Consider the following 4,304-nt stretch of genomic DNA (forward strand, 5'->3'; position numbering starts at 1 on the left):
CGACAATCCCGATGTCGTTCGCGCATCTCAAAAGGGTCGCGGCGAGAACGTCGAACTTGTTGATCAGATCATCGCAATCGATGAGATCAAGCGCGCTGCCATTGCAGAGTTTGAAGCACTTCGCCAAGAACAGAACACACTCTCAAAGAGTGTTGGCGCTGCTAAGGGCGATGAGAAGACAGCTCTTCTTGCTAACGCAAAGGAACTTGCCGACAAGGTAAAGGCAGCAGATTCAAAGCGCGCAGAGGTAGAAGAGCAGACAAAGCAGCTTGTATTGCAGCTCTCTAACTTGCTCGATACAGAAGCGCCTATCGGTGGCGAAGAAGATTTCGTCACAATCGAACACGTCGGAACTCCACGCGATTTCACCAAAGATGGTTTCGAGCCAAAGGATCACGTCGAACTCGGCAAGCTACTCGGTGCCATTGATACCGAGCGCGGTGCGAAAGTTGCAGGTTCTCGTTCATATTACTTAACAGGTGCTGGAGCCATGCTCGAGTTCGCACTCGTTAATTACGCAATTCAATCTGCGCTCAAGAATGGTTTCACGCCCGTTATTCCTCCGGTCCTTGTTAATCCATCAGCGATGGAAGGAACAGGATTCTTGGGACAGGCTGCTGAGAATGTTTATCGCATCGAACGTGATGATGTTTACCTGGTAGGAACATCTGAGGTTCCACTTGCTGCAATGCATATGGATGAGATTCTTCCTGCAGATAAGTTGCCGATGCGTTATGCCGGTTACTCATCATGCTTCCGCCGCGAAGCAGGCACGTATGGCAAGGACACTCGTGGAATCATTCGCGTGCACCAGTTCGATAAAGTTGAAATGTTCTCATTCTGCAAGCCAGAAGATGCAAAAGAAGAACATAAGCGTTTACTTCAGTGGGAGAAGGATTTCCTCAATGCAATGGAGATCCCTTACCGCGTGATTGATGTTGCATCAGGTGACCTTGGATCAAGTGCTACACGTAAGTTTGATATCGAAGCGTGGATCCCTACACAGGGCGCTTATCGCGAAGTAACAAGTACCTCTAACTGCACCGAATTCCAAGCACGACGCCTCAATATTCGTTACAAGGATGCAGATGGCACAAAGGCGATTGCAACTCTCAACGGCACATTGGTGGCAATTCCGCGCATGATTGTTGCGATTCTCGAGAACCACCAGAATGCAGATGGATCCGTCAATGTTCCTGCAGCGCTTCAGGCATTCCTTGGAAAAACTAAGTTAGAGCTCGTGTGATTAGACCAAAGCTGATTGCCACAGATTTAGATGGCACCATCGTTACCCACGACGGAGTAATTTCACAACGAACGATTGATGCATTTCATCGAGCACGTAATTTAGGTGTGGAAGTTTTCTTTGTTACCGGGCGCCCACCACGTTGGATGCCAGAGATTCGCGAGGCATTTGGATTCGGTAGCGCCATCTGCGGCAATGGTGCAATGTTGTATGACTTGATGGGCGATAAAGTTCTCGAAGAGTGGTTGATCTCAGTAGAAGATCAAACAGAGACGGTCAACCGACTTCGCAAAGCAATCCCACAAGTTTCCTTTGCAGTCGAATCGCATAACTATTTTCACCGCGAGAAGACATACATCCCTCGCTGGGATGTTGGTCTCGATAACATTGGTGTTCATACAATTGAAGAAGCGATTAGAGCCCCTGCGCTGAAGATGCTTGCCCGTTGTTCTCAGCAAAATCTTTCATCTGATGAAATGTTGGAAATCGCGTTGATTGAGCTGGAAGGTTTGGTGACTGTCACTCACTCCAACCCGCACGATTCACTGCTCGAGATTTCAGCACTCGGTGTCTCTAAGGGAGCAACACTTGCCCGCATGGCGGGTCGTCTTGGAATCGATGCCGCAGATTGCGTGGCCTTTGGTGATAATCCCAATGACTTCTCGATGCTCGAATGGGCAGGGCGCTCCTATGCCATGTCCTCAGGCCACCCTGATGGAGCTAAGTACGCCAAGAGCATCGCTGGCCCATGCGAGGAAGATGGCGTAGCAATCGCCATTGAAGCGCTGCTCGATCTGCCCGCATAATCATTTTTGAAAACTCCGCCGCCTCTAGTAACCTCTCCCACGGAGGACTCGCATAGCGGCCGAGTGCACCGGTCTTGAAAACCGGCAGGTGAAAGCCTCGTGGGTTCAAATCCCACGTCCTCCGCGCTAAAACGAAGCCCGTCTGCATGCACTGCAGGCGGGTTTCGTGCTTCCCGCACACGTTGTGGCTGACTTCATAAGCCTTAGGCGCAGCTAGATATAGATACTTCGCGCCAATAAGCGCACACTTACACCTATTAATAACCCAATAGCAAAGCTATGTGGGCACTAGAAGCTAGTGGACGATCCAATGGGGGAGTTTCAATGTCCGGAGTCTTTTCTCCAACGCGCGCAAAAATCAAAGAGCGCACTCTACGAACAGATAAGTGGTGGCTTGAGCCAGCGATTACATTTGGAGTTCTCTTCTCCTTCGTAATCTATGCAACCTTCCGCGCATTCGAAGGTGCTAATTACTTTGTAGAGCCGCTTATCTCACCTTTCTATTCACCATGTTTATCAGAAGCATGTGTGGAAGGGTCGAAGTTATTCGGTTGGGCTCCGGTACCTGCCGAAATTTTCAATTACGCACTTTCTCCTGCGTTGATCATCTTGATCTTCCCTCTTGGTTTCCGTATGACTTGCTACTACTACCGCAAGGCTTACTACCGTTCATTCTGGATGTCACCACCTGCATGTGCAGTTGCAGAGCCACATACGAAGTACACAGGTGAGACTCGTGCGCCACTGATCTTGCAGAATGCACACCGTTGGTTCTTCTATGCAGGTTTAGTATTCAACGTATTCCTTACCTATGACGCAGTGCTTGCATTTAGAAATGAGCATGGCGACTGGGGCCACATGAGCGTCGGAACATTAGTTCTCGTTGCAAGCTCAACCCTGCTCTGGTTCTACTCACTTTCATGCCACACATGTCGTCACACAGTTGGTGGACGTTTGAAGCATTTCTCTCAGCATCCATTCCGTTACAAGCTCTGGACAACTGTTTCAATCCTTAATACCAAGCACCAGCAATTCGCTTGGTTCTCACTTGCCGCAGTTGCATTCGCTGACATTTATGTTCGCCAAGTTGCAACTGGCGCCTGGACCAACTTCTACTTCTTCTAAAAGGACTATGTAAATGTCACAGAATCTTCAGAAACTTAAGTATGACGTTGTCATCGTCGGTGCAGGTGGAGCAGGTCTTCGCGCTGCTGTAGAAGCACGTGAAGCAGGTCTTCGCGTTGCAATCATCTGTAAGTCACTATTTGGCAAGGCCCACACTGTTATGGCTGAAGGTGGAGCTGCAGCATCTATGGGAAATGCCAATAGCAATGACAATTGGATGGTTCACTTCCGCGACACAATGCGCGGCGGAAAGTTCCTTAACCACTATCGCATGGCAGAACTTCATGCGAAAGAGTCACCAGATCGCATCTGGGAACTTGAAATGTGGGGCGCACTCTTCGATCGCACCAAAGAAGGAAAGATTTCACAACGTAACTTTGGTGGACACGAATATCCTCGTCTTGCACACGTTGGTGACCGCACCGGTCTCGAACTCATTCGCACAATGCAACAGAAGATTGTCGCGTTGCAGCAGCAAGACGGTCGCGATCACGGAGACATGGAAGCTAACCTCAAGGTCTACGCGGAATTTACCGTCACAGATATTCTGAAAGAGAATGGCAAAGTTGCAGGTGTCTATGGATACTGGCGCGAGAACGGCGATGAGATTCTCTTCGAAGCACCCGCAGTTGTTATTGCGACCGGTGGCGTTGGTAAGGCATTTAAGATCACATCAAACTCATGGGAAGGTACTGGCGATGGCCATGCACTAGCTCTCAAAGCTGGTGCAAACCTCAAGGATATGGAGTTCTTGCAATTCCACCCAACAGGAATGGTCTGGCCTCCATCAGTTCGCGGAATCTTGGTAACAGAGTCTGTTCGCGGTGAAGGTGGAGTTCTTACCAACAACAAGGGTGAGCGCTTTATGTTTAATTACATCCCAGATGTATTTAAAGATAAGTACGCAACAACTGAGGAAGAAGCAGATCGTTGGTACACAGATCAGGACAACAACCGTCGTCCACCAGAGCTACTGCCTCGCGATGAAGTTGCGCGCGCAATTAACTCTGAGGTCAAAGCTGGTCGCGGAACAGAGCACGGTGGAGTATTCCTCGATGTTTCAAAGCGTTTATCTGCCGAAGTTATTAAGAAGCGCCTTCCATCTATGTGGCACCAGTTCTACGAAC

Annotated in this window: 4 protein-coding genes and 1 tRNA gene; all 5 read left to right on the top strand. The window is 49.3% G+C overall.

All coding sequences use genetic code 11. The features are described 5' to 3' along the window. Positions 1–1,246 (top strand): serine--tRNA ligase (serS, locus tag ACKOVI_RS06845; RefSeq protein ID WP_509603329.1); only part of this gene is annotated, 1,246 nt, incomplete at its 5' end. Further along, positions 1,243–2,052 (top strand): HAD family hydrolase, encoded by an 810-nt coding sequence (locus ACKOVI_RS06850; protein ID WP_509603330.1) that lies wholly within the window; start codon positions 1,243–1,245, stop codon positions 2,050–2,052. The genes serS and ACKOVI_RS06850, both read left to right, overlap by 4 nt. A 41-nt stretch (positions 2,053–2,093) precedes the next feature. Beyond that, positions 2,094–2,176: transfer RNA gene (locus ACKOVI_RS06855), tRNA-Ser, on the top strand. Positions 2,177–2,376: 200 nt separating this feature from the next. Further along, positions 2,377–3,177, top strand: coding sequence for a succinate dehydrogenase subunit SdhC (gene sdhC, locus ACKOVI_RS06860; protein WP_509603331.1), 801 nt, complete (start codon positions 2,377–2,379; stop codon positions 3,175–3,177). Positions 3,178–3,190: 13 nt separating this feature from the next. Then, on the top strand, positions 3,191–4,304 hold a 1,114-nt coding region (locus tag ACKOVI_RS06865; RefSeq protein ID WP_509603332.1), incomplete at its 3' end, for an FAD-dependent oxidoreductase.

The sequence above is a fragment of the Candidatus Planktophila sp. genome, assembly GCF_046070465.1.
Classification (GTDB): Bacteria; Actinomycetota; Actinomycetes; order Nanopelagicales; family Nanopelagicaceae; genus Planktophila.